At 64.3% G+C, this 20194-nt stretch carries 21 protein-coding genes and 4 tRNA genes; 2 read left to right on the plus strand and 23 right to left on the minus strand.

Going from position 1 to position 20194, the window contains the following annotated elements:
• Positions 1-62 precede the first annotated feature (62 nt).
• The 11 genes from HGB39_RS12780 to rplJ all read right to left on the minus strand — a co-directional run bounded on the left by HGB39_RS12780 (position 63) and on the right by rplJ (position 11373).
• Positions 63-1310 (minus strand): MCE family protein, encoded by a 1248-nt coding sequence (locus HGB39_RS12780; RefSeq protein WP_005258243.1) that lies wholly within the window; start codon positions 1308-1310, stop codon positions 63-65.
• A complete protein-coding gene (locus HGB39_RS12785; RefSeq protein WP_005564075.1) occupies positions 1307-2605 on the minus strand; it encodes an MCE family protein in 1299 nt (432 codons plus the stop codon). The genes HGB39_RS12780 and HGB39_RS12785 overlap by 4 nt, the downstream gene beginning before the upstream one ends.
• Positions 2602-3858, minus strand: a complete 1257-nt coding sequence (locus HGB39_RS12790; protein WP_005564074.1) for an MCE family protein — start codon at positions 3856-3858, stop codon at positions 2602-2604. The genes HGB39_RS12785 and HGB39_RS12790 overlap by 4 nt, the downstream gene beginning before the upstream one ends.
• Positions 3858-4853: an MCE family protein gene (locus HGB39_RS12795; RefSeq protein WP_005564073.1), complete on the minus strand. Its 996-nt coding sequence runs from the start codon at positions 4851-4853 to the stop codon at positions 3858-3860. The genes HGB39_RS12790 and HGB39_RS12795 overlap by 1 nt, the downstream gene beginning before the upstream one ends.
• Complete coding sequence (locus HGB39_RS12800; RefSeq protein WP_005258253.1) at positions 4850-5929, minus strand: MCE family protein; 1080 nt, start codon at positions 5927-5929, stop codon at positions 4850-4852. Before HGB39_RS12800 ends, HGB39_RS12795 begins: the two co-directional genes overlap by 4 nt.
• The gene (locus HGB39_RS12805) at positions 5926-7284 is read right to left on the minus strand and encodes an MCE family protein (RefSeq protein ID WP_037204233.1); all 1359 of its coding nucleotides are present in this window, start codon (positions 7282-7284) and stop codon (positions 5926-5928) included. The genes HGB39_RS12800 and HGB39_RS12805 overlap by 4 nt, the downstream gene beginning before the upstream one ends.
• Complete coding sequence (locus HGB39_RS12810; RefSeq protein ID WP_005258256.1) at positions 7281-8141, minus strand: MlaE family ABC transporter permease; 861 nt, start codon at positions 8139-8141, stop codon at positions 7281-7283. Before HGB39_RS12810 ends, HGB39_RS12805 begins: the two co-directional genes overlap by 4 nt.
• A gap of 4 nt (positions 8142-8145) precedes the next feature.
• Positions 8146-8940 carry an MlaE family ABC transporter permease gene (locus HGB39_RS12815; RefSeq protein WP_005252107.1) on the minus strand — a complete coding sequence of 265 codons (795 nt, stop codon included), beginning with the start codon at positions 8938-8940 and terminating at the stop codon, positions 8146-8148.
• Positions 8941-8949: 9 nt separating this feature from the next.
• Complete coding sequence (locus HGB39_RS12820) at positions 8950-10044, minus strand: ABC transporter ATP-binding protein (RefSeq protein ID WP_005571709.1); 1095 nt, start codon at positions 10042-10044, stop codon at positions 8950-8952.
• 303 nt (positions 10045-10347) lie between these two features.
• Positions 10348-10734 carry a 50S ribosomal protein L7/L12 gene (gene rplL / locus HGB39_RS12825; RefSeq protein WP_005252104.1) on the minus strand — a complete coding sequence of 129 codons (387 nt, stop codon included), beginning with the start codon at positions 10732-10734 and terminating at the stop codon, positions 10348-10350.
• Between the two features lie 78 nt (positions 10735-10812).
• On the minus strand, positions 10813-11373 hold the full coding sequence (gene rplJ / locus HGB39_RS12830) for a 50S ribosomal protein L10 (protein ID WP_005252102.1): 561 nt from the start codon (positions 11371-11373) through the stop codon (positions 10813-10815).
• Positions 11374-11834: 461 nt separating this feature from the next.
• On the opposite strand from rplJ, the gene HGB39_RS12835 reads away from it, so the two are divergent.
• Positions 11835-13454, plus strand: coding sequence for an MFS transporter (locus HGB39_RS12835; RefSeq protein WP_043792661.1), 1620 nt, complete (start codon positions 11835-11837; stop codon positions 13452-13454).
• A 66-nt stretch (positions 13455-13520) separates the two neighbouring features.
• On the opposite strand, the gene rplA is transcribed toward HGB39_RS12835, so the two are convergent.
• The 11 genes from rplA to HGB39_RS12890 all read right to left on the minus strand — a co-directional run bounded on the left by rplA (position 13521) and on the right by HGB39_RS12890 (position 18505).
• Entirely contained in the window at positions 13521-14237 is a 717-nt protein-coding gene (gene rplA, locus HGB39_RS12840) for a 50S ribosomal protein L1 (protein ID WP_005252097.1), read from the minus strand.
• Positions 14238-14394: 157 nt separating this feature from the next.
• Positions 14395-14829 carry a 50S ribosomal protein L11 gene (gene rplK, locus HGB39_RS12845; protein WP_005252095.1) on the minus strand — a complete coding sequence of 145 codons (435 nt, stop codon included), beginning with the start codon at positions 14827-14829 and terminating at the stop codon, positions 14395-14397.
• A gap of 59 nt (positions 14830-14888) precedes the next feature.
• Positions 14889-15791, minus strand: a complete 903-nt coding sequence (nusG, locus tag HGB39_RS12850) for a transcription termination/antitermination protein NusG (RefSeq protein WP_005571707.1) — start codon at positions 15789-15791, stop codon at positions 14889-14891.
• Between the two features lie 58 nt (positions 15792-15849).
• Positions 15850-16302: a preprotein translocase subunit SecE gene (secE, locus tag HGB39_RS12855; RefSeq protein WP_005258268.1), complete on the minus strand. Its 453-nt coding sequence runs from the start codon at positions 16300-16302 to the stop codon at positions 15850-15852.
• A 31-nt stretch (positions 16303-16333) separates the two neighbouring features.
• A tRNA-Trp gene (locus HGB39_RS12860) sits at positions 16334-16406 on the minus strand.
• A 184-nt stretch (positions 16407-16590) separates the two neighbouring features.
• Positions 16591-17016: a (3R)-hydroxyacyl-ACP dehydratase subunit HadB gene (hadB, locus tag HGB39_RS12865; RefSeq protein ID WP_005252091.1), complete on the minus strand. Its 426-nt coding sequence runs from the start codon at positions 17014-17016 to the stop codon at positions 16591-16593.
• Positions 17003-17566 (minus strand): (3R)-hydroxyacyl-ACP dehydratase subunit HadA, encoded by a 564-nt coding sequence (hadA, locus tag HGB39_RS12870; protein ID WP_005571706.1) that lies wholly within the window; start codon positions 17564-17566, stop codon positions 17003-17005. Before hadA ends, hadB begins: the two co-directional genes overlap by 14 nt.
• An 89-nt stretch (positions 17567-17655) precedes the next feature.
• The gene (gene rpmG, locus HGB39_RS12875; protein ID WP_005252089.1) at positions 17656-17823 is read right to left on the minus strand and encodes a 50S ribosomal protein L33; all 168 of its coding nucleotides are present in this window, start codon (positions 17821-17823) and stop codon (positions 17656-17658) included.
• Between the two features lie 61 nt (positions 17824-17884).
• Positions 17885-17957: transfer RNA gene (locus HGB39_RS12880), tRNA-Met, on the minus strand.
• A gap of 45 nt (positions 17958-18002) precedes the next feature.
• Positions 18003-18075, minus strand: a tRNA-Thr gene (locus tag HGB39_RS12885).
• Positions 18076-18422: 347 nt separating this feature from the next.
• Positions 18423-18505: transfer RNA gene (locus HGB39_RS12890), tRNA-Tyr, on the minus strand.
• Positions 18506-18703: 198 nt separating this feature from the next.
• On the opposite strand from HGB39_RS12890, the gene HGB39_RS12895 reads away from it, so the two are divergent.
• Positions 18704-19195, plus strand: coding sequence for a YajQ family cyclic di-GMP-binding protein (locus HGB39_RS12895; RefSeq protein WP_005252088.1), 492 nt, complete (start codon positions 18704-18706; stop codon positions 19193-19195).
• 68 nt (positions 19196-19263) lie between these two features.
• Here HGB39_RS12895 and htpX read toward each other — a convergent pair whose 3' ends face one another.
• Entirely contained in the window at positions 19264-20124 is an 861-nt protein-coding gene (htpX, locus tag HGB39_RS12900; RefSeq protein WP_005252087.1) for a zinc metalloprotease HtpX, read from the minus strand.
• Between the last annotated feature and the right edge of the window lie 70 nt (positions 20125-20194).

Genomic DNA, 20194 nt, shown 5'->3' on the forward strand with positions numbered 1-20194 from the left:
TCGCGTCACACCAATACCCTACTGATTGTTTTCTTCTACTCGCCCTCGGTCGGGACCGAATGCTACTTGGGAGTAACCCCGAGGAGCGGCGCGAGCTGCGTTGCGATGGGATTCAAGTTGAGAGTGTCAGGCATGACCTTCGGCTTGAAATCCCACGGCTGGATCGTGTCCGGATCGGCGAACACGATGCGGTCTGCACTTCGCACACCCGTCACGCTTCCCTGGGGAGCGTCGCAGTTGGCCTTCGTGTTGTACGGGAAGTCCTGCTGGGTGTCGTCGAAGTTCGGGTCCTGCCGCTTCATCTCGGCCAGGATTTCCTGTGTCCCTTCGTAACCGAGTGTGCACGACGGCGGATTGTTGGTTTCCAGGACGATGCCCTGATGCACCGTGCCGTCGCCGGGGGCCACCGTCGACGCGGACGCCGCGATGGCAGGCAGGAACATCAGGATCGGCCGCAGCGCGATCGCCTGCGGAGCCAGTTTGTCGCCGACAGCGGCGAGGTTCGTCAGGTCGGTGGTGAGACTCGGACCGATCTGGTTCACCAGCAGACCGACCTCGTCGCTCGCCGGAATTCCCTTGTCGATGATCGCGCGGAGATCGGGGTCGCTGGTCCGCAGCTGCGCCGCAACCGCGTCGAGGTCCGAACTGAACTGGGCGATCGCGGAGGACTGATCGGACTGCGTCGCCAGCACCGTCTGGCTGTCCCTGATGAGGGCCAGGGTCTGCGGGAGGACGTCGAGTCCGTCCTTCGTCAGCGTCGACAGCGAATCCGCGAGTGTCTGCAGATCCTCGCCCTTGCCGTTGAATGCCGTTCCCAGCTGGGTGACGACCGTGCGCAACGAGTCGACCGGAACCGACCGGACCAGACCGTCGGTGGCCATCAGCACCTGCTCGACCGGAACGGGTGTCGACGTGTCGGCCTCGGTGATCACCGAGCCCTGTTCGAGGAACGGCCCCTGGTCGCTGTCGGGCTGCAGGTCCACGTACTGCTCACCGATCGCGGATCGGTTGGCGACGACGGCCTTGGCCGACGCCGGGATGTCGGGCCCACCCGAGGAGATCTTCAACTCGACGTTGATTCCGTCCGCGGTCAGGGACAGCTCGCCGACCCGGCCGACGGGAACTCCGCGGTACGTGACCTCGGCGTTGGTGAAGATGCCGCCGGAGTCCTTGAACTGCGCGTTCACGTCGAATTCACCGAACCCGAGCAGGTTGTCGAGGCGGACGTATTTGGCGCCGACGTAGACCAGCCCGAGCATCGCCACGATGGCGAACGCGACGAGCTGGATCCTGACCAGTCGTGACCTCACTGTCCACCCCCGATTCCGAACTGCTCCAGCAGTCCCCCGAGCGGGTTCTGCGGCGACGGCGCTGCGCCGTCCGTCGTGCCGTTCTCTGCACCGTTGCCGGCCGCGGGCGCGGTTCCGGGGAGACCCGGGATCCGCAGACCCGTCGGGGCGGGGATGATCGGCGGAATCGGCAGCAGCGACACCGTCGGCCATCCCGGCTTCGGTCCGTTGCCGTTGTAGTACGGGTTCGAGGGATCGACGATCGGCTTGGGCTCACCGAACTTCGGCGGCACGTACACCGGGTCGCCCTGACCGACGCCGAGTGCGCTGAGCGCATCGCCGATCTGCAGGTCGACCGTGAGGAACAGGTTGACCGATCCGCCGAGCGCGATCTTCTCGACACCGTCCGGGAACGGGACGGTCGGGATGAACGCGAGCGAATTGGGCAGGTCGTCGCCGGACTCGGCGAGCGCCTTCAGCGTCGGCCGCAGTGCGAGGAGATCCGCGATCAGATCGTTCTTCGACCTGTTGATCACGTCCGTGCCGACGGTACCGAGCCGGTCCAGCTGCGTCAGCATCTGGGTGAGCTGCGGACGCTGCTCGTTGAGCACTTCGGCGGCGATCGGGAGCTGATCGAGGATCAGCCCGATCTTCTCGTTCTGTTCGTTCACCCGTGTGGTCAAGGTGTCGAGTCCGTCCAGGGCGCGGGTGATGTCGTCGCGCTGCTGGTTGAGACCGTCGATGAGCGTGTTCGCCTGCTCGAGAAGTCCGCGGACACGATCCTCACGCCCGTCGAGTGCGGTGGTCAGTTCGTGCACGATCGGCTGCAACTGGCCGACGCCGCCACCGTTGAGCAGCAGCGACAGCGCGCCGAGTACCTGCTCGATCTCGGTGGCGTGCCGGGTGCGATCGAGGGAGATCGTGTCGCCGTCCTCGAGCCGCGCGGGATCCTTGTCCTCCGGCGGTTCGGACAACTGGACGAACTTCTCGCCGAGCAGGTTCGTCTGCTCGATGGCGGCGACCGCGTTGGCCGCGAGATCGACGGACGAGTCGAGGACGACCTCCACATCCGCCGTCCAGCCGTCCGGCGCCACCTTGATCGTTTCGACCCGGCCCACCGGAACACCGTCGACCTTGACTGCGGACTGCGGGACGAGGTCGAGGACGTCGTCGAACTGGATCGTCAGGTGCATCGGGTGGTCACCGACATCCGGACCGCCCGGCAGCGGAACTCCGTAGATTCCCTCCGACGAGCATGACGTCACTGCAATGGCGACGGCGCACGCACCGGCGCCGAGGATTACCGACCGCTTCATTCGCCCTCACCACCCGTTGCACCTTCGAATCGCGGCGACACGACACCCGGCACCGTGCCGGGCGTGACCGTCCGCTGAATGTTGTCGGCACTCATGATCCCGAAGGGAAGCACGAGCGACGGCGTCTTCGCCGATTGCGTGATCTGCGACGTGATGTTGGCGCAGTTGTCGATCAGCGGCTGCATCTGACGCCCGAGTTGCTCGAACCGCGGATCGCCGGGAACCAGCTTGCCGAGGTCGATCAACTTGCACGCGACGCCGGCCGGATCCTGCAGATCCGGGAACGCCAGACGCGATGCCAGGTTGCCGGACTCCGCGTCGTAGGAGTTGGCCAGGTTGCTGATCGCCAGCGGAAGCAGGGTCAGCGAGTTGACGAGCGACTCGCGGTTGTCCGCGAGGGTCTGCGTCACCGGAACCAGATCGTCCACGTTCTCGGCGAGGATCTCCCGGTTGTCGGCCACGAACTTCGAGACGTCGCCGAGGGCGATCGCCAGCTGGTTGAGGGCGGCACCGAGGTTCTCCCGCTCCCCCGCAAGGAATCCGGACAAGTCGGAGAGCTGCGAATTGAAGTCGCGGACCTGCTGATCGTTGGCCGCCAGCGCACCCACGAACACCTGGAGGTTCTTGACGGTGTCGAACAGGTCGCCGCGGCTCTCGTTGAGCGTGCGGGCGGCGTCGGACAGCTGATTGATGCTCTGCCCCAGCGCCTCTCCGTTGCCGTCGAGGTTGGCCGCGCCGGTCTCGACGAACTGGGACAGCGCGCCTTCCTTGTTCGCCCCGTCCGGGCCCAGAGCGGTGGAGAGCTTCTCGATGCTCGCGTACAGCTCATCCACCTCGACAGGAGTGGCCGTGCGGTCACGCGAGATGACGGCACCGCTCTGCATCTTGTCGCCGCCCGTGTAGGCAGGCGCGAGCTGGATGTAGCGGTCGGACACCACGGACGGCGTGACCTGGGCTGCCTTCGCGTCGGCGGGGATGTCGACGCCACGATCGACGCGCATGTCGACCTTCACCTGGTCGCCCTGCGGTTCGACACCGTCGACTGATCCGACCTTCACACCGAGGATCCGCACGTCGGAACCCTCGTAGATGCCCACCGACTTGTCGAAGTACGCGGTGATCTGCGTGGTTCCTGCGCGGGTGAACAACCACCACAGGGCCCCGGCGATCACGAGCGCGACGATGACGATTCCCGCGATGAGGGCGACCCCGCCGCGTCCGCCGCGCTCGGCGCCGTTCTCGACGTCTGCCATCAGTTACCCCCCAACGTGCGGACGGGATCGCGCGGACCGGGAATGTCGGGCAGACCCGGCGGCAGGAGGTTCACCACGACCTGGTCGAACCAGCGACCGTTACCGACCACGTTCGTGTACAGGCGGACGAACGGCTCGTACAGTTTCATCGCCTTGTCCAGGTTCTCGTTGTTGGCCTTGAGGATCTCGACGACACCGTCGAGCTGTTCGAGCGCGGGACCGATGGCGGCCTCGTTGTCGCGCACGAGTCCGGTCAACTGCTGCGACAGCCGCTGAGTTCCGGTGAGCAGCTGAGAGATCGACTGCTGACGGCTGTTGAGCTCACCGAGCAGCAGACCGGCGTCGCTGATCAACCGGTTGAATTCGGCGTTGCGGTCGGCGAGGACCTTGGTGGTCTTGCCGGTCGCGTCGAACAACTTCTGCAGTTCCTGATCGCGGCTGGCGATGGTCTGCGACAGCCTGCTCACACCGTCCAGGGAGGCTCGGATCTCCGTGGGAGTTCCCTCGAAAGCCTGCGACAGCGTCACCATGCTCTGTGCGAGCTGATCGGAGTCGATGTCACCCACCGTCTGTGCGGCGGCCGAGAACGCTTCGATCACGTCGTACGGAGACGTGGTGCGGTCCAACGGGATCACGTCGCTCGGATTCAGGGTGTCCGAACCACGGGGGTCGAGGGCCAGGTACTTCTGACCCAGGATCGTCTTGATCTGGATGGACGCCGACGTCTCGTTGCCGACCCACGCGTCCGACACCTTGAAGGCGACGTCCACATGGTCCCCGTCGAGCTCGACGGACGTGACCTTGCCGACCTTGACGCCGGCGATCCGGACCTCGTTGGAGGGCTTGAGCCCTGCCGCCTCGGTGAATTCGGCGTGATAGGTCGATCCGGCGCCGATGAACGGCAGCGAATCGAGGAAGAAAGCCGACAGGGTGGCCAACAGCACCACGAGAATGCCGAGGGCACCAGCCACTGCCGGGCTGCGACGTCTGCTCATCGTGTCTGCAACTCCTGTAGGCCGTCCTGCGTGCACCGTTTCGCCGAGTTGGTATAGAGCGGCTGGTTGACGGTGGGCAAGCCCGTGGGCAGGTTCAGTTGGGGCGCGGTACCTGGTCCTGCGACGATGTCGACTCCACAGAGGTAGAACTGGAACCAGGATCCGTAACTGGCTGCCCGGCCGAGCTTCTCGAGCTTTACCGGAAGCGTCTGGAGAACGCTGTTGACCGTGTCGGAGTTACGGTTCAACGTCGTCGCCAGCGTGTTCAGTGACGTGATGGATTCCTGGATGGACGGTCGGGTGGGTTCGAGCAGGTCGGCCGTCGCGTCGGTCAGTCCCGCGAGGGACGTCACCGCCGAACCGACCGTTCCCCGCTCGTTCGCCAGGCCCGTGACGAGTTGCTGGGTGTTGACGATCAGCGAATCGAGTTGATCGTCACGCTGATTCACCGTGGCCAGCACGTCGTTGAGGTTGTTGATCACCGCACCGATCACCCGATCCTTGTCGGCGACGGTGTTGGTGAGGCTTGCCGTGTTCTCGACCAGTTCCGTGATGGTTCCCGACTCGCCCTGGAACACCTGGATGATCTGGTAGGACAACTTGTTCACGTCGTCGGCACTGAGGGTCTGGAACAGCGGACGGAACCCGTCGAACAGCGTGGTGAGGTTGACGGCAGGCTTCGTCCGCTCCATCGGAATGGTGTCGCCGCCGCTCATCTTCATTCCCTGCTGCCCCTCGCCCTGTTCGAGCGCGATGTAGCGCTGCCCCACGAGGTTCCGGAAGCGGATGGTCGCGGTGGTGCTGGCGGGCAGCCAGTCCCGTTCCGACACCGTGAACTGAACCTCGGCTTCGCGGTCGTCGTGGATCGCGATCTTCTCGACCTGACCCACACGCACACCGGCGATGCGGACCTCGTCGCCCTCGTTGAGCGAGGTGACGTCCGAGAAGATCGCGTTGAACTTGGTGCCACCGCCGCCACCGAGGTTGGCGATGGTGGCGGCCAGCAAACCGGTCGCGAGGATGGTGACCACGGCGAACACGATCAGCTTGACCAATGGTGCGGCCAGGCCCCTCACTTGAAGCTCACCTCAGTCCCCCTCATGGTCGGCGCGCCGACGAGTGTCGTCCAGCTCGGCACGTCCTCCGGCGCCATGCCCCCGGCCTCGCCGTAGACGACGTCCAACGTGTCCTGCTCCATCTTCGAACCCGCGTAACTTGCGGGCGTGACCTCGGCTCCGTACCCCGGGACCTGATCGGGGACTCCGGCGGGCGCCGGGAGGAAGTCGATGGTCGACGGGCCGGGATTCCGCGAAGGCACCTGGTAGGCACCGTCGTTGTAGGACGACCCGCCCGGGTACTGCGGGAACTTCCCACCCGGAGCGGTGACGTTGTCGTAGCAAGCCGGTCCGCGGTTGTCGAGCAGCCGCGGCTCGTCCTGGTTGGGCACGTAGCGACCCTTCGGATTGACGAACTGCACGCTGGCACGCACACCCGGGTACGGATCGTCCGGTGCCAGCAGTTCACGGGCGACGGGAGCGGACTTGGCGAAGCCCGCGAACGTGCAGCCGAAACTCGGCGAGTAACGGCCGAGGATCTGCAGTGCCTCACGCGAATCGGCGGCGATACTGACGATCGATTCGGCGTTGGTCTGCAGGAGATCCGCGGTGCTGGACGCGGTTCCGGTCAGCGACGCGAGCAACGTGGAGATCTCGCCCTGCTTCTCCACCACGGTATTTCCGGTGGTACGGAGATTGTCGAGGGCGTTGACCAGGTCGGGCGCCGCCTCGGAGTACGTCTGCGAGAAATCTGCCAGACCGCGCAGATCCTCCTGGATGGCAGGAAGTTCCGTGTTCAGCCCGCCGAAGATCTCCTCGAGACGGTCGAGCGTCAGTCCGAGTTCGGCACCGCGCCCGCTCAGTCCCTGGGACAGCGCGCCGAGCGTGTTCGCCAGGTCCTGCGGCGGAATCGCCTGCAGCAGCGGCAGCAGACCGTCCAGAACCTCGCCGACCTCGACGGCGTTGCCACTCTTGTCCTGACGCAGCGTGTCGCCGGCCTGGATCGGCGGAGCGGTGTCGCCCTCGGGAACGATCAGCGACACATAGCGCTCACCGAACAGCGTCTTGGGCAGCAACCGCGCCGTCGCGTTGGACGGAATCAGCTGCGCCTTGTCGGGCTGGATCGCAAGATCCAGGGTGACCTCGCCCTCATGGGAGGACGCCGAGCGCACCTCGCCGACGATGAGGCCACGGACCTTCACGTCCGCATTGGGCGGCAGGGCATTTCCGGCGGTGTCCGTGAGCAGGTCGATCTTGACGACCTTGGTGAACGTCTTGTTGAACATGCCGATCGTGAAGACCAGGAACAACGCGAGGACGAGGAAGAACACCAGCCCCAGCACCCGTCGGCCCACAACAGATGTCGTGTTGCTCATCCGGCCACCCTCACTGTGGTCGTCGTGCCCCAGATGGCGAGGCTCAGGAAGAAGTCGAGAACGGCGATGGTGACGATCGCGGTGCGGACCGCCCGACCCACGGCCACACCCACACCGGCGGGACCACCCGACGCGTGATAGCCGTAGTAGCAATGGATCAGGATCAGCACGAACGCGAAGATCAGCACTTTCGCGAACGAATACAGGACGTCCTGCGGTGGCAGGAACAAGTTGAAGTAGTGGTCGTAGGACCCGGTCGACTGGCCGTTGAACACGGTACTGATGACGCGGGAGGCGAGATAGGCCGCGAGCAGACCGACAATGTACAGCGGGATGACGGCGACGAATCCCGCGATCATGCGGGTGGTGACAAGGAACGGCACACTCGGTACCGCCATGACCTCCAGCGCGTCGATCTCCTCCGAGATGCGCATGGCGCCGAGCTGCGCGGTGAAACCACAACCGACGGTGGCCGAGAGCGCGAGTGCCGCAACGATCGGCGCGATCTCACGGGTGTTGACGTACGCGGACAGGAAGCCGGTGAGGACCGAGCTGCCCAGCTGTTCGAGCGCGGCGAAACCCTGCAGTCCGACGACGACGCCGGTGAAGCCGGACATCATCGCGATGACGCCGATGGTGCCGCCGATGACGGCGAGCGCGCCGCTGCCGAATGTGACCTCGGCGAGCAGCCGGAGCACTTCCTTGCGGTAGTGCACGAGAGTGTGGGGCGACCAGGCGATTGCCCTGGCGTAGAACGACATCTGCTCGCCGGCCCGGTCGAGCACGTTGAGCGGCGCACGACCGACTCGGCGTGCCGCCATCAGCGTCCGGTCACCGCGTCCCTTGGCGATTGTCATCGGGTCACGATCCCTTCGCCGGAACGATTTGGAGGTACACCATGGTCAGGATCAGGTTCGCGAAGAACAGCAGCAGGAACGTGATCACCACAGACTGGTTCACCGCGTCACCGACGCCCTTGGGTCCGCCCTTCGGGTGGAGGCCTTTGTACGCGGCGATGACACCGGCGATGACACCGAAGACGGCCGCCTTGAGCTCGCCGACCCAGATGTCGGGAAGCTGCGCGAAGGCCGAGAACGATGCCAGGTACGCACCGGGATTACCCCCTTGGAGAATGACGTTGAAGAAGTACCCGCCCGCGATACCGACCACGGACACGAGGCCGTTGAGCAGGATCGCGACGAGAACCATGGCAAGCACCCGAGGCACGACGAGTCGCTGAATCGGGTTGATACCGAGAACCTCCATGGCGTCGATCTCTTCGCGGATCGTCCGCGCACCGAGATCCGCCGTGACGGCCGAGCCCGCAGCCCCGGCCACCAGAAGTGCCGTCACCAGCGGGGAACCCTGCTGGATGACGGCGAGCACGCTGGCCGCTCCCGTGAACGACTCCGCACCGAGCTGCTTGATGAGCGATCCGGTCTGCAGAGACACCACTGCGCCGAACGGAATCGCGACCATGGCCGTCGGCAGGATCGTGACGCTGGCAATGAACCAGGCCTGTTCGATGAACTCGCGGAACTGGAACGGCCGCTTGAACGTGTTTCGTGCGACGTCGACGAAGAGCTCGACGATATTTCCGGCCTGCGTCAGCGCACCGTTGACCGGCCGCAAGACCGAGCTGCGGGTAACCCCCATCCGATATGCCTACCCTTGCCCGTGAGTGGTGTTTTCGTATCCTTCGCCCCGGTATGCGGGGATGACCTGTGTGTCTTCCTGGCTGTATGCGTAGTCGTAGCCCCCGCCGCCGTTTCCGCCGGAAGTCTCGTCGAGGCTTTCCTGGATGGCGATCTGGGCATTCTCCGGCAGGGTGTGCATGATGTGCCGGACGCGTTCCTGACGGCGGGCCACGGCCTGCCGGAACGGCATCCCCGGCGTCGCCTTCATCTGCGGGACGATGCCCTCGACGTCGTCGACACCACCGGCATGGTGGCCGGCATCGACCATCGCCTGCTCCTGCGCCATGGTGGCCTCGTCCTTCTCCTCCGACATCCCGATCGGACCGATCATCGTGCCGTTGAGGAACTGCTTGACCACCGGCTCCTCACTGGTGAGCAGCACCTCCCGCGGACCGAACATCACCAGATGCCGGCGGAACAGCATGCCGATGTTGTCCGGCACCGTCCGGGCGAGATTGATGTTGTGCGAGACGATCAGGATCGTCGCGTCGATCTCGGCGTTGATGTCGATCAACGTCTGGCTGATGTAGGTGGTGCGCACCGGGTCCAGGCCGGAGTCCGGCTCGTCGACGAGGATGATCTGTGGGTCGAGTACCAGGGCCCGGGCCAGGCCCGCACGCTTGCGCATACCGCCGGAGATCTCGCCGGGCAGTTTGTCCTCGGCGCCGAGGAGGCCGACGAGTTCCATCTTTTCCATGACGATCTTGCGGACTTCGGATTCGGATTTCTTGGTGTGTTCGCGTAGTGGGAACGCCACGTTGTCGAACAGGTTCATCGACCCGAACAGCGCGCCGTCCTGGAACAGCACACCGAACAGCTTCCGGATCTCGTACAGCTCCTTGGACGAGCACTCGAGAATGTTGGTGCCGTCGATCACGATCGAACCCTGCTCCGGGCGGAGCAGACCGATCAGCGACTTCAGGAACACCGACTTACCCGTACCCGACGGTCCGAGCAACGCACTGACCTCACCAGCAGGGAGGGTCAACGTGACGTCCTGCCAGATCCTCTGCGAGCCGAACGACTTGGTCAGTCCCTCGACGGATACCTCGACTCCCACCATTACCTCCGCGACCGTTCGATGCACTCACCCCGTGTGGGTTGGGTCACTCTATCGCATCGACGTGTTACCTGTGACAAGGGATGCTACTCATGAGTAAGGAAGCATGCCAACAGCGGGTCCCACTATGCAAAACAACGCGTCTGAACTGGGATAACGGTAGCGAAATTTCTGGTCGCGCGTCCAGCTTTCGGCCGGGAATCTCGTCACTCCGAAGCCGTCTGCGGACGCAAAAAGAGGGCCACTCCCCACGGATGGGGAGTGGCCCTCTTCGTCTGCTCGGCGAGCAGCGCGGGAGAGACCGTCTTACTTGACGGTGATCTTCGCGCCGGCAGCCTCGAGCTTCTCCTTGGCGGCGTCGGCCGCGTCCTTGGCAACCTTCTCCAGGATGGCCTTCGGAGCACCCTCGACGAGGTCCTTGGCTTCCTTCAGGCCGAGGCCGGAAACGACCTCACGGACGACCTTGATGACCTGGATCTTCTTGTCGCCGGCCGACTCGAGGACGACGTCGAACTCGTCCTGCTCCTCAGCAGCCTCGGCGGCAGCCGGTGCTCCGCCTGCAGCGGCAACGGCGACCGGGGCAGCGGCGGTGACCTCGAAGGTCTCCTCGAATGCCTTCACGAACTCCGAGAGCTCGAGGAGGGTGAGCTCCTTGAACTGGTCCAACAACTCTTCGGTGCTGAGCTTCGCCATTGTGGCGGTCCTTCCTGTAAGTCCCATGTCGCTGATCCGCGACCGGGCGGGGTTATAGCAGTGATGCGCGGGTGCGGATCAGCTTTCGGCTGCAGCCTCGGCGGGAGCTTCGGCAGCTCCGCCTTCTGCGGCCTTCTTTTCCTGCAGAGCAGCAGCCAGTCGGGCCACCTGCGAAGCAGGAGCGTTGAACAGGCCTGCGGCCTTTGCCAAGTTGCCCTTCATCGCGCCGGCAAGCTTGGCCAACAGGATCTCGCGGGACTCGAGGTCCGCGATCTTGTTGACCTCGTCCACGGACAGCGCAGCGCCGTCCATGTAGCCGCCCTTGATGATGAGCGCCTTGTTGTCCTTAGCGAAGTTCTTCAGCGCCTTCGCAGCATCGACGGGCTCGCCCTTGATGAATGCAATGGCGGTCGGACCGACGAAAAGGTCATCAAGGCCCTCGACGCCCGCCTCAGCAGCGGCACGCTTGACCAGGGTGTTCTTGGCGACGGAGTAGGTGGCACCTTCTCCGAGAGCGCGTCGCAGTGTCGTGATGTTGCCCACCGTCAGACCACGGTATTCCGTGATCACAGCAGCGGTCGAACCCTTGAACTGCTCGGTGATCTCCGCAACCGCGGAAACCTTCTCAGGCTTTGCCATACTTCGCCTCCTCTCATGACAGTCGTTATCCCACTTCGGAACCGCTGCGTACCGCCGGAATCCCGGAGCACACAATCCACGACATGCAAAACGCCCCGGTGCAGGGCACACGGGGCGTGAAAGGAAACGATACGGTCAGGGCGCGAGCCCACAACCGATACGCATCCCCCTACCTCGTCCTCCTGCGTGGGCCGCCGGACATTCCCGGACTTTCAATCACACCCTTGCGGGCGCGATCACCAACGGTCTTGGGTAGAACATGATTTGGGGTGAAGTTCAGATACTGCATTGAACTCCGCAGGACAGATTACGGCATGGCCTGCACAACCGCCAAATCGTGGCCGCGACCCGCCTCGCGGAAGTGATCGGCGCCACTTCATCGCTGCGGTGTGGTTCAACAGACTGAAGCTGCGTCCAATTACCTGTTACGCACCGTTACATGTATGGGCTAACTTTTGGTCATGACAATCCTCGAAGCCCGGACCGTCGTGGCCGGGTCCCGGACGCGCCGCTTCCTCGCGCTTGCCGTGATCTGCCTGGCCGAACTGCTGGTCGTGCTCGACAACACCATCGTCAACGTCGCCCTCCCGTCGATCGGTGTCGAACTCCGCACCAGTGTCAGCGGCCTGCAGTGGGTCGTCGACGCCTACACGCTGACGTTCGCAGGCCTGCTCCTGGCGTTCGGCAACCTCGGCGACCGCTACGGTCGTCGCCGCGTCATGGTCATCGGCCTGATCGGCGTCGCCGTCATGTCGGTCGCCGGCGCCAACGCCGAGAGTCTGGGGCAGGTCATCGCGGCCCGCGCGGCGATGGGTGTCTTCGCGGCCGCCGTCTTCCCCGCGACCCTCGCCCTCGTCATCAACATCTTCACCGACGTGCGGGAACGGGCGCTGGCCATCGCCGCCTGGACCGCGATGGCCGGATTCGCGATCGCCATCGGGCCGATGGCGGGCGGGTGGCTGCTCGAGCATTTCAGCTGGCACTCCGTCTTCTGGATCAACGTGCCGATCGCCGTGGGCGCGGCAGCGGCGACGCTGCTCCTGGTGCCGGAATCGCGCGCCTCCGTCATCGGACGGATGGACCTCGTCGGAATCGGCGCCTCGATCACCGGAATCACCGTCCTCGTGTGGGCCATCATCGAAGCCCCTCACCACGGGTGGACGTCGTCCGTCACGTTGGGCGCCGTCGCCCTCTCGATCGCGGTCCTGATCGGATTCGTCCTCTGGGAGCTGCGCACCGAATACCCGATCCTCGACCTGCGGCTGTTCCGCAACCGCAGGTTCTCCCTGCCCGCCCTCGCGATCGCCATCGGCTACTTCTCGATGTTCGGCTTCCTGTTCCTCATCACGCAGTACTTCCAGGGCGTCCGGGAGTACACGCCGTTCGAGTTCGGTGTCGCGTCGCTGCCGTTCGCGGTGTCGGTGGCGGTCGGCGCTCCCGTCGCCACACTTCTGGCGCAGCGAATCGGGACGACCCCGGTCATCGTGTTCGGCCTCCTCCTCACCGGTGTCGGCCTGTACCTCGGCGGTCAGGTGGCCGTCGACAGCAGCTACCTGACGGACGTCCTCCCGTCGATGGTGTCGATGGCGCTCGGTTTGGCCATCGTGCAGGGGCCCGCGACCGAATCGATCATGGCGTCGCTGCCCCTCGACGAGGCGGGAGCAGGCTCGGCCGTGAACGACACGACCAGGGAAATCGGCGGAACGCTCGGTGTCGCCGTGCTCGGATCGATCGTCGCGTCGTATTACGCGACGACGATGAGTCCTCTGCTCGACCGTATTCCGGCCGCGTTGATGAACGACGACGAGAAGGGGTTCGCACGCGCGACGGTCCTGAGTGTGCTCGAGATCCGGAAACGGGAGATCCCGCCGTTCCTCGAACAGCAACGTGAGAATCTCATCCTCACCATGAAGACGACGGTCCTGCAGGGCTCGCACACTGCGTCGCTCGTCGCCGCGGGCGCCGTGGTGGTCTGCGCGCTCGTCGTCGCGATCTTCATGCCCTGGGCGCCGGCTCGCACGGACTCCGTGATGCTGGCGTGGCGAAAGAAGTCCGAATCGGGAACCGCCGACGAAGACTGAACCCGGGAAAAGCAGTTCGGCCGGTACGGAAGATTTCCGTACCGGCCGAACTGTGTGAAGCGTGACTTACGCGTCGGCATCCTCGAGAAGGTTGCGGGTGCGGTTCGGGTCCACCGGGATGCCCGGGCCGGTGGTGGTCGAAACGGTGACCTTCTTGACGTAGCGGCCCTTCGCGGAGGACGGCTTCGCACGCAGGATCTCGTCCAGCGCGGCGCCGTAGTTCTCCACCAGCTTGGCGTCGTCGAACGATGCCTTGCCGATCACGAAGTGCAGGTTGGCCTGCTTGTCGACGCGGAAGTTGATCTTTCCGCCCTTGATGTCCGCGACAGCCTTCGTGACGTCAGCCGTCACGGTGCCGGTCTTCGGGTTCGGCATCAGGCCACGCGGTCCGAGGACGCGGGCGATGCGGCCGACCTTGGCCATCTGATCGGGAGTCGCGATGGCGGCGTCGAAATCGAGCCATCCACCCTGGATCCGCTCGATGAGGTCCTCGGCACCGACGGCGTCGGCTCCAGCTGCCTCGGCCTCGGCGGCCTTCTCTCCGACTGCGAACACGATGACGCGGGCGGTCTTACCGGTGCCGTGCGGCAGGTTGACCGTGCCGCGGACCATCTGGTCCGCCTTGCGGGGGTCGACGCCCAGACGGACTGCAACCTCGACGGTCGCGTCCATCTTGCTCGACGACGTCTCCTTCGCCAGCTTCGCAGCCTGCAGCGGGCTGTACAGCTTGTCGAAGTCGATCTTCTCAGCGGCGGCGAGATACGCCTTGCTGCGCTTTGCCATTTCTTCTGTCCTAACTTCTCACCGCAGTGTGTGTCTCGTCTGCGATGGTGAATGGTTCAGTAGTGGTCTGGGCCTGGCCGGCCCTCCCACGCTTTCTTCGACGGCGGTGCCGTCAGTCGATCGCCGACGGTGACGCCGCCGATCGATCAGGGCTGACTCAGCCGTCGACCGTGATACCCATCGAGCGTGCGGTGCCGGCGATGATCTTCGCGGCCTGCTCGATGTCGTTCGCGTTGAGGTCTTCCTGCTTGGTCTTCGCGATTTCGCGCACCTGATCCATGGTCACGGAAGCGACCTTGGTCTTGTGCGGCTCGCCGGAGCCCTTCTGCACGCCTGCAGCCTTGAGCAGCAGCTTGGCAGCCGGAGGGGTCTTCAGCTTGAAATCGAAGGTCCGGTCTTCGTAGACCGAGATCTCGACCGGCACCACGTTGCCGCGCTGGGATTCAGTCGCCGCGTTGTAGGCCTTGCAGAACTCCATGATGTTCACGCCGTGCTGACCAAGCGCGGGACCCACGGGCGGTGCAGGGTTAGCCTGACCGGCCTGGATCTGAAGCTTGATGAGCCCTGCGAGCTTCTTCTTCTTGGGGGGCATCTCGATTTCCTATTTCTTGCTGGGTGTGTTTCTTGCTACTGCAGTGCAAGTATGTGGCGCTAGATCTTCGCGACCTGCGTGAAGGACAACTCGACCGGGGTCTCGCGACCGAAGATCGAGACCAGGACCTTGAGCTTCTGCTGCTCGGCGTTGACCTCGCTGATGCTGGCGGGCAGCGTGGCGAACGGGCCGTCCATGACGGTGACCGACTCGCCGACCTCGAAGTCGACCTCGATGAGCGGCTTCGCGAAGCTCTCTCCGCCGGTCTCCCCCGCCGAGACGGTTGCCGCGGCGGCCTGCTTCTTCTGCTCCTGCTGCGGGAGCAGGAACTTGATCACCTCGTTGAGGGTCAGCGGGGACGGACGCGACGTCGCACCGACGAATCCGGTGACGCCGGGCGTGTTGCGCACGGCTCCCCAGGACTCGTCGTTGAGATCCATGCGGACCAGGATGTAGCCGGGCAGAACCTTGCGGTTGACCTGCTTACGCTGGCCGTTCTTGATCTCGGTGACCTCTTCGGTGGGAACTTCCACCTGGAAGATGTAGTCGCCGACGTCGAGGTTCTGGACACGGGTCTCGAGGTTGGCCTTGACCTTGTTCTCGTAGCCCGCGTAGGAGTGAATGACGTACCAGTCACCGGGTGCGCGGCGCAGAGCGGCCTTGAGTTCCGCAACGGGATCCTCGGGCTCTTCGGCGGCCACAGCCTCGTCGGTGATCGCTGCCTCGTCGGTGGTCGCAGCCTCGTCGGTGGTCGCAGCCTCGTCGGTGGTCGCAGCCTCGTCGACGGGCGCCTCGTCCGCGACGATCTCGTCAGCCGGGGCGTCCTCGGCAACGTCGTCACCGTCGATTTCCGCGGCTTCGGTGCCCTCCTCGGCAGCCTCGACATCCACTTCGGCTGCCGCCTCGGCAGAAACACGCTCTTCGGCCAAAGCCTCATTCGTGTCGTTCTCGGGGGTGCTCACTGGGGCACTCGCTTCCTCTCGTCACTCACATACTTCGGATCCACCGGGGCGGATTCCGTCAACCGAACAACCAGGTGACGCCCTTGATGACCACCAGATCCAACACGCCGATGAACGTCACCATGAACACCACGAAGACCAGGACGACACTGGTGTAGGTGATCATCTGCTTGCGATTGGGCCAGATGACCTTGCGCAGCTCGGCGATGACCTCGCGGAGGAACCGGCGCAGGCGCTTGAAGATGTTTTCCTTGCGCGGCGTGTCGGCGCGATCCTTCTTCGCCGGCTTGACCTTGGTGGTCGTGTCCGACTTCGAGAGTTCCGGTGACTTCACAGAACTCGCGGCGACCTCGGTACCTGCCGGTGAACGACGGCCCTGGCGCTTACCGCTGGGCTTTCCCGAGGGCGTGGCGGAACGCGTGGTGGTGGCGTCGGCCGCGGTGTCGTCGGCACCGTCCGGGCGCGTCGACCCTGAAGTGTCGCCGTCGCGCTTGGCGCGCTCCTCGCTCACGTCGTTCCTCTCAGTCGCTGGCATCCGGGGGCAGGGGCGACAGGACTTGAACCTGCAACCTGCGGTTTTGGAGACCGCTGCTCTGCCAGTTGAGCTACGCCCCTTTGGTCGGGAGACCTGGTCCGAAACTAGCCTCGAACCAATTCTTGACCGACCTCTCTGTGATTACATGACACGCGCGCCACCCTTGCCGGCCGTACAGCACCGTAGGGCAGCGCGCAGCGCTGAGTAATCCCAGAAATCTCAGTGTACTTCAAAGCCCCGGAACAAACCCAATCCACCCGGCTGTCAGGCCAGACGGACCGTTGCGGTGGCGCGACCGAAGATCTTCTTTCCCTCGGAACGCGCCACGATCGCGACCACTGCTGTCTTGCTTTCCTCGTCGAGTGACTTCACCTTACCGGTGTACTCGACCTGCGCGGCCTCGTCCTCACGGACGTAGACCGAGCTCGTGAAACGAACGTTGTACTCCTTGACCGCACCCGGATCGCCGAGCCACGACGTGACGAATCCGCCGCCGAGACCCATGGTGAGCATTCCGTGCGCGATCACGTTGTCCAGACCGGCGAGCTTGACGACCTCGTCGCTCCAGTGGATCGGGTTGGGATCGCCGGACACGCCCGCGTAGTTGACCAGGTCGCCACGCGTGAGCTTCACGATGCGCTCGGGGAGTTCTTCACCCACCGAGACGTCCTCGAACTTACGAAGCGCCATGCATGATCACGTCCTTGACTGCGTGAGCGATGTTCTCGTCGATCTCGCCGCCGGTACGCGCGACGAGCGTCGTCCAAGTGGTCTGGACCAGTTCGTCGTGCTGATCGGTGACGATGTTCTTGGTGACGATGATGTCGCTGCCGCCCATCTGGCGGAACGACTCCAGGTACACGTCACAGACCAGACGGTCGCCGACCTTGATCGGCTTGTGAAACTCGAGCCGCTGGTCGGTCTGGAGAATCTGGCTCGGATCGTAACCGGTGACGATCTCCTTGAAGAGGCGCCCCTGAGCGATGATGCCGACAAGCGAGATGAACGTCAGAGGAGCGAGGAGACCGTCGTAACCGAGGCCCTTCGCGGCTTCTTCGTCGTGGTGAGCGGGGTGCCAGTCCTGCACGGCACGCGCGTACTCGCGCACCTTCTCGCGTCCGACCTCGTAGAAGTCGTCGACGCGGTAGTGGTGCCCGACCATCGCCAGTGCGTGCGCGGCAGGATCGGCAGGAACAGCCGCGGGCACGTAGGCCTCTGTCTCTGTCACAGTGTCAGTCACGCGAAAGAACCTCTTCTACCCTTGACGTCGGCGCGTGAGGGCAGCCTAGAGGACTCCCTTCGCGAACGCAGTCCTAGTTCCGGACCGTGTTACTTGGACTCGCGGTGCGACTGGTGAGTTCCGCAGTTCGGGCAGAACTTCTTGATCTCCAGGCGATCGGGGTCGTTGCGCCGATTCTTCTTGGTGATGTAGTTGCGGTGCTTGCATACCTCGCAGGCCAAAGTGATCTTGGGCCGAACGTCAGTCGAGGAGGCCACGGGATGCCTTCTTTCGGGTGAATCTGATTACGAACAATCAGGGTGGATCATGCATATTGTGTAGCGGTGACCGGACTTGAACCGGCGACGCAACGATTATGAGTCGTTTGCTCTACCAACTGAGCTACACCGCCTCGGTGTCGAGTGTCGCGCACTAGGCGCTCCACTTCAATCCAGCGAGCCCCCTAACGGAATCGAACCGTTGACCTTTTCCTTACCATGGAAACGCTCTGCCGACTGAGCTAAGGGGGCGTGCTTCGCTCGCACATCGCTGCGCGCTGAAGCCTTGACGAGATTACACAGAGTTCGCGTCCAGAACCAAATTGCCTGGTCAGCGGCTTTCACAAGTCGGTGCACCCGACAGTTCCGCTGGTGGCCGTGCTCGAGACCTGCGATCGAGCTCGGGGAGCACGCCGAAGTCCGTCCAGCCGGGCGGCCGTACCTTCGGCCGGTCCCAGCGTTCGCGTCCGAAGAGGTGCATGCGACGCGTCGGGCCATGTCGCCGACGATCCGGTCGGCATCGCCGCATGCGTGGGCGCCCAGTTTCGTCCACGAACGACAGAACCCCGGTGAGCTGTCGCTCACCGGGGTTCTGTGTGTGGCAGATGTAGGATTCGAACCTACGTAGGCATAAGCCGACGGATTTACAGTCCGCTCCCATTGGCCGCTCGGGCAATCTGCCGGGTTGCACGAGGAGCGCGAAATCAATGCGAAATCGCTCTCCGCTGCGGAAAGAAGAATACAACGAACGGCCCCCCGTTTTGCAAACCGGGTGGATACGGGCGGTTGCGAACCGATAGCGTCGAATCTGCTCGTCGGCATTCGGCGAGCCCCCTGCCGGGTCGCGGCGGGGAGAACTAGACGAAACCGGGAGTGTGAAGTGGCTGATTCGTCCTTCGATGTGGTGAGCAAGGTGGAGCGTCAGGAGGTGGACAACGCCCTGCATCAGGCCGGCAAGGAGCTGTCGACCCGGTTCGACTTCCGGAACACGGGAGCATCGATCGAATGGTCCGGCGAGGAAACCATCACCTTGACGGCCGACACCGAGGAGCGACTGCTCGCCGCCCTGGACGTCTTCAAGGAGAAACTGATCCGGCGTGACATCTCCCTGAAGGCGTTCGACGCGGGCGAGCCGGCGCAGTCCGGAAAGATCTACAAGCTGTCCGGCAGCCTCGTCCAGGGCATCACCACGGAGAACGCCAAGAAGATCACCAAGAAGATCCGCGACGAGGGCCCCAAGGGCGTCAAGGCGCAGATCCAGGGTGAGGAACTGCGGGTGAGCAGCAAGAAGCGCGACGACCTGCAGGCCGTGATCTCCCTGCTGAAGGGTGAGGACTTCGGGATCGCGCTGCAGTTCGTGAACTACCGGTAGGCGCTCCGCACCCGTGCGCCTTTCTGGTTGTAGGAACGACCAGAAAGGCGCACGGGCGGCGAAGCCGCCTACATGCCTGCCATGCGCTCGAGCCGCTCGATCCGGTCGGCCATCGGCGGGTGGGTGGAGAACATCCGGCTCATCTTCTCGCCGGTGCGGAATGGGTTGGCGATCATCAGGTGCGACTGCGCGGCGAGCTGAGGCTCCGGCGGCAGCGGTGCTGCCTGAGTGCCCTGCTCCAGCTTCCGCAGCGCGGACGCCAGCGCCAGGGGGTCGCCCGTGAGCTCTGCGCCCGACTGGTCGGCCTGGTACTCCCGGGACCGGGACACCGCGAGTTTGACGACGGTCGCGGCGATGGGCCCGAGCAGTGATACGAGGAGCAGCGCGATCGGGTTGGCGCCCTGTCCCCCGCCGCGCCCGCCGAACATGTTGGCGAACATGGCGAAGTTCGCGAGTCCCGACACGACGGCGGCCATGGCGCCGGCGACGGAGGAAATCAGGATGTCGCGGTTGTAGACGTGCGACAGCTCGTGTCCGAGCACGGCCCGCAACTCTCGTTCGTTGAGGATCTGCAGAATGCCGCTCGTCACGCACACCGCGGCGTGGCGCGGACTGCGCCCGGTGGCGAAAGCGTTGGGCGCGGACGTGGGGCTGATGTAGAGCCGCGGCATCGGCTGGTGCGCGGTGGTGGCCAGTTCCCGGACGATGCGGTAGATGACCGGGGCCTGCACTTCGGTGATCGGCTGGGCGTGCATGGCCTTGAGAGCCATCTTGTCGCTGTTGAAGTACACGTACGCGTTCATTCCGACCGCGAACACGATCGCCAGCAGCAGGATGGTGGGGTTGCGGAACAGCGCGCCGATGAACACGATCAGCGCCGACATGCCGACCAACAGAACCAGAGTCTTCGCCCCGTTTGCGTAGCGCACGTCACGCCTTCCTTGTCGTTGACACCCGATCACGTCGCACGAGTTTCGGGATCTTGATCATTCAACGAAA

Source organism: Rhodococcus opacus (genome assembly GCF_012396235.1).
In the GTDB taxonomy this organism is placed as follows: domain Bacteria; phylum Actinomycetota; class Actinomycetes; order Mycobacteriales; family Mycobacteriaceae; genus Rhodococcus_F; species Rhodococcus_F opacus.

Excerpts from the sequence above, each read along its gene's own strand:
- HGB39_RS12785 (WP_005564075.1), bottom strand. The coding sequence starts at position 2,605 with ATGAAGCGGTCGGTAATCCTCGGCGCCGGTGCGTGCGCCGTCGCCATT.
- HGB39_RS12790 (WP_005564074.1), bottom strand. The coding sequence starts at position 3,858 with ATGGCAGACGTCGAGAACGGCGCCGAGCGCGGCGGACGCGGCGGGGTC.
- HGB39_RS12795 (WP_005564073.1), bottom strand. The coding sequence starts at position 4,853 with ATGAGCAGACGTCGCAGCCCGGCAGTGGCTGGTGCCCTCGGCATTCTC.
- HGB39_RS12805 (WP_037204233.1), bottom strand. The coding sequence starts at position 7,284 with ATGAGCAACACGACATCTGTTGTGGGCCGACGGGTGCTGGGGCTGGTG.
- HGB39_RS12810 (WP_005258256.1), bottom strand. The coding sequence starts at position 8,141 with ATGACAATCGCCAAGGGACGCGGTGACCGGACGCTGATGGCGGCACGC.
- HGB39_RS12815 (WP_005252107.1), bottom strand. The coding sequence starts at position 8,940 with ATGGGGGTTACCCGCAGCTCGGTCTTGCGGCCGGTCAACGGTGCGCTG.
- HGB39_RS12820 (WP_005571709.1), bottom strand. The coding sequence starts at position 10,044 with ATGGTGGGAGTCGAGGTATCCGTCGAGGGACTGACCAAGTCGTTCGGC.
- rplL (WP_005252104.1), bottom strand. The coding sequence starts at position 10,734 with ATGGCGAAGCTCAGCACCGAAGAGTTGTTGGACCAGTTCAAGGAGCTC.
- rplJ (WP_005252102.1), bottom strand. The coding sequence starts at position 11,373 with ATGGCAAAGCCTGAGAAGGTTTCCGCGGTTGCGGAGATCACCGAGCAG.
- HGB39_RS12835 (WP_043792661.1), top strand. The coding sequence starts at position 11,835 with ATGACAATCCTCGAAGCCCGGACCGTCGTGGCCGGGTCCCGGACGCGC.
- rplA (WP_005252097.1), bottom strand. The coding sequence starts at position 14,237 with ATGGCAAAGCGCAGCAAGGCGTATCTCGCCGCCGCTGAGAAGATCGAC.
- rplK (WP_005252095.1), bottom strand. The coding sequence starts at position 14,829 with ATGCCCCCCAAGAAGAAGAAGCTCGCAGGGCTCATCAAGCTTCAGATC.
- hadB (WP_005252091.1), bottom strand. The coding sequence starts at position 17,016 with ATGGCGCTTCGTAAGTTCGAGGACGTCTCGGTGGGTGAAGAACTCCCC.